The sequence below is a fragment of the Georgenia sp. genome (assembly GCF_054605595.1).
In genome coordinates, this window is sequence record NZ_JBTSDU010000178.1 from 1 (window position 1) to 4764 (window position 4764).

Annotated in this window: 9 protein-coding genes; 6 read left to right on the top strand and 3 right to left on the bottom strand. The window is 70.8% G+C overall.

The features are described 5' to 3' along the window. Window positions 1-68 precede the first annotated feature (68 nt). The 6 genes from ACYC1Z_RS14230 to ACYC1Z_RS14255 all read left to right on the top strand — a co-directional run bounded on the left by ACYC1Z_RS14230 (window position 69) and on the right by ACYC1Z_RS14255 (window position 3299). The gene (locus ACYC1Z_RS14230; RefSeq protein WP_461410175.1) at window positions 69-1064 is read left to right on the top strand and encodes a DUF5131 family protein; all 996 of its coding nucleotides are present in this window, start codon (window positions 69-71) and stop codon (window positions 1062-1064) included. Beyond that, a complete protein-coding gene (locus ACYC1Z_RS14235) occupies window positions 1061-1303 on the top strand; it encodes a hypothetical protein (RefSeq protein ID WP_461410176.1) in 243 nt (80 codons plus the stop codon). The genes ACYC1Z_RS14230 and ACYC1Z_RS14235 overlap by 4 nt, the downstream gene beginning before the upstream one ends. A gap of 113 nt (window positions 1304-1416) precedes the next feature. Next, the gene (locus tag ACYC1Z_RS14240; RefSeq protein ID WP_461410177.1) at window positions 1417-1908 is read left to right on the top strand and encodes an ASCH domain-containing protein; all 492 of its coding nucleotides are present in this window, start codon (window positions 1417-1419) and stop codon (window positions 1906-1908) included. 144 nt (window positions 1909-2052) lie between these two features. Then, entirely contained in the window at window positions 2053-2691 is a 639-nt protein-coding gene (locus ACYC1Z_RS14245; protein WP_461410178.1) for a hypothetical protein, read from the top strand. A 130-nt stretch (window positions 2692-2821) separates the two neighbouring features. Continuing rightward, window positions 2822-3028, top strand: coding sequence for a hypothetical protein (locus ACYC1Z_RS14250; protein WP_461410179.1), 207 nt, complete (start codon window positions 2822-2824; stop codon window positions 3026-3028). Next, a complete protein-coding gene (locus tag ACYC1Z_RS14255) occupies window positions 3015-3299 on the top strand; it encodes a helix-turn-helix domain-containing protein (RefSeq protein ID WP_461410180.1) in 285 nt (94 codons plus the stop codon). Before ACYC1Z_RS14250 ends, ACYC1Z_RS14255 begins: the two co-directional genes overlap by 14 nt. On the opposite strand, the gene ACYC1Z_RS14260 is transcribed toward ACYC1Z_RS14255, so the two are convergent. Genes ACYC1Z_RS14260 through ACYC1Z_RS14270 form a run of 3 tightly spaced genes read right to left on the bottom strand, consistent with a single transcriptional unit; the run spans window position 3283 to window position 4599 of the window. After that, window positions 3283-3864 carry a hypothetical protein gene (locus ACYC1Z_RS14260; RefSeq protein WP_461410181.1) on the bottom strand — a complete coding sequence of 194 codons (582 nt, stop codon included), beginning with the start codon at window positions 3862-3864 and terminating at the stop codon, window positions 3283-3285. The genes ACYC1Z_RS14255 and ACYC1Z_RS14260 overlap by 17 nt on opposite strands. A gap of 58 nt (window positions 3865-3922) precedes the next feature. Continuing rightward, window positions 3923-4414 carry a M15 family metallopeptidase domain-containing protein gene (locus tag ACYC1Z_RS14265; RefSeq protein ID WP_461410182.1) on the bottom strand — a complete coding sequence of 164 codons (492 nt, stop codon included), beginning with the start codon at window positions 4412-4414 and terminating at the stop codon, window positions 3923-3925. Further along, a complete protein-coding gene (locus tag ACYC1Z_RS14270) occupies window positions 4411-4599 on the bottom strand; it encodes a hypothetical protein (protein WP_461410183.1) in 189 nt (62 codons plus the stop codon). The genes ACYC1Z_RS14265 and ACYC1Z_RS14270 overlap by 4 nt, the downstream gene beginning before the upstream one ends. Window positions 4600-4764 lie beyond the last annotated feature (165 nt).

Below are 4764 nucleotides of genomic sequence, written 5' to 3' on the forward strand. Positions count from 1 at the left end.
TTATTGTGAGTGCCTCTCGACCATCGGCCTCGAGGTCGAAGTGCCTGAGCGCCGGGAGGCGGCCTGACATGGCGGATCAACGAGACGGTGGAATCGCCTGGACCGACGCGACGTGGAACCCCATTCGCGGCTGCACCCGGGTGAGCGAGGGCTGCCGCAACTGCTACGCGGAGGGGGTGGCCGCCCGGTTCAGCGGGCCCGGCCTGGCCTACGAGGGCTTGGTCAGGCGCACGTCGGCCGGCCCCCGGTGGACCGGCGCGATCACGGTGGTCGACGACCACATGGCTGACCCGCTCCGGTGGACCCGCCCGCGGCGCATCTTCGTGAACTCGATGAGCGACCTCTTCCACGAGAAGCTCTCCGACGAGCAGATCGCTCGGGTCTTCGCGGTGATGTACCTGGCGCACCAGCACACGTTCCAGGTGCTCACGAAGCGCGCGACGCGCATGCGCGAGGTGCTCACCTCCCCCCGCTTCTACCGGCTGGTGCTCGACCATGCCGATGCGTTCCGGCAGGACTTTCCGCGCAAGCACGGTGGGATCGTCGGCATCAGCGACCCCACGAAGTTCCCGCACGCCAACGTGTGGCTGGGGGTGAGCGTCGAGAACCAGCAGGCGGCCGAGGAGCGCATTCCACACCTGCTCGAGACGCCCGCGGCCCTGCGGTGGCTCTCCTGCGAACCCCTGATCGGACCGCTGGATCTGTCGCTCGCGCGGTGGCTGCACTCTGGGCTCCCCGTGAATGCGCGCGCAGGAATCGACTGGACAGTTATCGGCGGCGAGAGCGGCCCGAGTGCGCGGCCGTTCGATCTCGACTGGGCCCGCGACCTGGTGCGCCAGTGCCGCGGGAGTGGTGTCCGCCCGTTCGTGAAGCAGCTCGGCGCCGTGCCCTGCGTTTCGGTGGAGCGGTGGCGCGACCCGAACAGCTTCGAGAACCGCATGCAGCCAGACCCTCGCCGCGACACAGCGCCTCCGGGGACGGTGCGCATGTGGCTGAAGGCGAAGGCGGGGGGCGACCCGGCTGAGTGGCCCGAGGACCTCCGCGTGCGGGAGTTCCCCCGATGAAGCGGCGGGCGAGGAAGCTGGTCCGTGCCGCCATCGGCACCCACTGCCTCTCCGCGGGCGCCCTGGCGGGGAGCCCGGTGGGCAAGCTGACGAACGAGCAGCTCGTCGACGCGAAGGCCCAGCTCGAGCACGAGGTGCGCCGCCTGGCCGGCCTCGACGATGACGCCGCGGTGGCGCGCCTCCAGCGCGACCTGGCGGAGCTCAGCGAGGAGCAAGAGCGCCGGGAGGTCTGTCTCTGAACTGTGAGCTCGCCCCTCCGGGAGGGGCAGGGCGAGCTCGCCTCAGCGCGCTGTACCCCCCCCACCGCGCGCTGGGGTTTTTTCTCCACTCGGGGGGCAGGAAGGGAGCAGCAGTGGACGCGCTTACTGTGTGGCAGCCGTACGGGTGGTGTATCGGGGCGGGGTTCAAGCTGATCGAGAACCGCGGGTGGGCACCCAGCTGGAAACGCCTGAAGGAAGGCGATGACTTCGCGATTCACGGCGGGGCGCACATCCCCTCGCGCGAGGACTTCTTCCACGTGCGCACGGCCGTGCGTTCGATGGGGCATGAGATGCCGGCTCCCACCGCGCACGAGTTCTCCGGCACCTACGGCCGGGGGAGGATCATCGCCGTCGTCACCTTCGCCGGCATCGTGCGCCGCCGGGAGGACCTGCCCGAGGCCCAGCGCGTGTGGTGGGTCGGCCCCATCGGCTGGGTCCTCTCCAACGTGCGCCAGCTGCAGCTGTTCTCGGCACCCACCGAGCGCGGTCAGCAGGGGCTGTGGCCGCTCTCCCCTGGCGTTGAGAAGATGGTGCGCTCGCAGCTCGCCGGCGCCGAGGGGCAGCTGTGGCGAAAGACCGCGTAACTTACGGATATCGCTATCTGACGCGGCGCGTCTGTCGATTTTCGATATCGAGAGCTTGCGTCCTGCGCTGACTGCGCTATCTATATCTCACCGCCGCATGACGCGGCGGGGCGGCGGGGACGCCGCATTTACGAGGAGCACATGATGACCGAGACCACCAGCAACACCAGCAAGACCACCCCGTGCATCTGCGGCAAGCGGCACCGCGCGGGGACCGTGTGCGCCACCGCCGAGCGCATCGCCGCCCGGGAGGCTGAGGCGCAGTCGGTGCTCCAGGCACTCCGCCAGCTGCCTGCTGGCGTCGTGACGCTCCTCGACACGCGCGGGCCCCGCGCCAAGGCGCGCACGCTCGCCGACGGGACGGATCTGGTGCGTCGCTACGCCGACGGCTGCGAGGACACCGAGTGGGGCACGCTCGCCAAGGGGACCGATGGCGAGGTGCGCTACTCGGCCGATCATGGCGGGGGCGTGCCGAACTCCTACGGTTACGCCGCCGAGACCGACGAGCTCCGCGTGGTGGCTGCCGAGGGCCGGGTCGTCGTGCTGCTCTGGCGCGGCCGCGCTCGCAGCGGCTCGCACGGGCAGGTGGCGAACCCCGACATCCTCCCCACGCCCGCTCAGATCCTCCGGGCACTGGCCGACGGCGAGCGGTACCTCTCCTCGTGGTGCTCGGCGGCCAAGGCCCAGGCGCGGCTCGAGAGGCTGGCCGAGCACCGCGCGGCGTGCACGTCCGCCGAGCTGGTGGAGCTCGACGCGGCCCTGGAGTCCGGGATCATCGCCTGATGGGGTCCCGCCCGCGCTCCTCGTGAGGCGGGCACCGCGCCGGGCGACGGTGTCCGCACCCGGCAGCGACTGGCGAGCCCGCAACGGCTCGCCCGTCGTCTCATCCCCCTGGCTCCGCCGGGGTGGCGAGATGGCGAGACGAAGGCGCAGCAACAATCCCGCGGGCCGCCCCTCGGCAAAATTGGCCGAGAAGACGGTGCTGCTCTCTGCCCCCGCAGTGATGCTGGCCGCCGTCGAGGTGGCGGCCGAGAGGGAAGGCATCTCGGTGCGCGAGTGGTGGCGGCGAGCTGGCCGCGTGCGTCTCGGGTGGCGTGAGGTGATCGATGCCGCGCCCTAAGTCTGCTGCACCCCGCCGCCCGCGGCCGCGAGGTGGCCTGCTGCGCGACGGACTCCTGCTGCTGGCTCACCTCACGCGCGGCCACTCGACGGTAGAGGAGCTGACCGAAAGCACCGGGCTCCACCGGCGCACGGTGTACCGCGTGCTCGGCGCGTGGCGAGCCACGGGACTGCGGGTGGAGACAGTGCGCGAGGGAGGTCAGCTCGTCTGGCACCACGTCCCCGAGCGCGAGCTCCTCCGCTGTCTCGCACGGCTCAGAACTCGACGCTGAGCGACGCGCCACCAGCGCCCACGGTGTTCGCCCAGAGCCCCGCGCTCACGCCCCCCACGATGCGCCGCTCGACCGAGGCGCCGATGACGAGCGGCCCGGTGATTGGCAGGGCAGGCGGCCGGAGGCTGGCACCCACCTGGAGCCCCACGCGCCAGCTCGGCTGCAGGGTCGTGGTGCTGGTCTTCTCGGTCTCGCGCTCCCCCGTGTGCTCTTCGGTGGTGCGCCTGGCTTCGGTGGTTGTCGAGGCCTCCGTGCCCCCCTCGCGTTCGATCGACCTGTCCACCACCGTGCCATCGGGCTTCGTCTCCACGTTGCGCCAGACGGTCTTTGTGACGGTCTTGGTGAAGGTCATGCCCTTGGTGAGGTCCTCGACGGTCAGGTCGCGGAAGACCAGCTTCTCCACCTCTCGGGTCTCCACCTGGCGCGGCGCGGAGAAGCGGCCGGCTGAGAACGCGCCCACCCCCATCAGCACGAGGGCGAGGACCCACGGCCAGCTGCGCTCGAAGCGCTCGAGCAGCTCGGGGGTCACCTCCGGCCGCTCCCGCAGCACCGACAGGCGGCGCATGGCATCTTGGCGTTCTTCGGCGGGCGCTGGCGCGGCGCGGTGAAGGGCTTGCGCGGCTTCACAGCGCGGCCGCCAGGTCAGCCGGGAACTCGTAGGTGGGAGCGGGGAAGGGCAGGCGCTGCCAGTCGTGGAGCTCGTGGTGGGGGTTGTCACCGTTCGCGTAGCTCTTGCTCCGCCACCTCGCGCCGGCGGTGAAGCCCAGCGCCTCCGAGAAGGTGACGATGGCGCCGAACTGCTCGATCACCAGAGACGGCAGCTCCTCCCACGAGCTCCACCGGTGGGCGTGACCTCCCCACGACGCGGGAACGTGGTCGAGGAAGGTCAGCGGCCAGAGGTCGAGCGCGCCGCCCCGCCCATGCGGCGTGATGCGGAGGTTGTTGGCCGCCGACATGCCGCCACCGGAGAGCATCGACTGCACGGCCGGGTCGGTTCGCAGCCCACCGTGGTACCCCACGACGATTTGGAAGGTGCCTCGCTTAAGCCACTCCTGCAGCAGCACCAGCATTCGCGGGTGCACGCCCTTCGCGCGCTCGAGGTGGTGGATCTTCACTGGGTGACCGCCTTCAGCGCCGGGTGCGAATCGGCGTTCCGCCTACTCGCGCGCTCGAGCCGGGCCCGCATGCGCGCGGTGGCCTGGGTGACGGTGTTCGAGGTCTTCGCCAGGTCCTCCTGCACCTGGCGGTGCGCCTCCTGAATTTTCTCCTGCAGCTGGTCGAGCTTCTTGCGCACGCTCACGGGTCCCTCCGGGTGACGAGTTCCACCGCCTCCCCCAGCACCGCTACGGCTTCTGTCGTCTGCAGCCCCAGCTTCACCACGTTCGCGTGGGTCTCCTGCGCGCGAACGTGCGCCCGGTCCTGTTCCTCGAGGCGCTTCTCGTAGGAGCCGAGGAGGGTCCGGGCG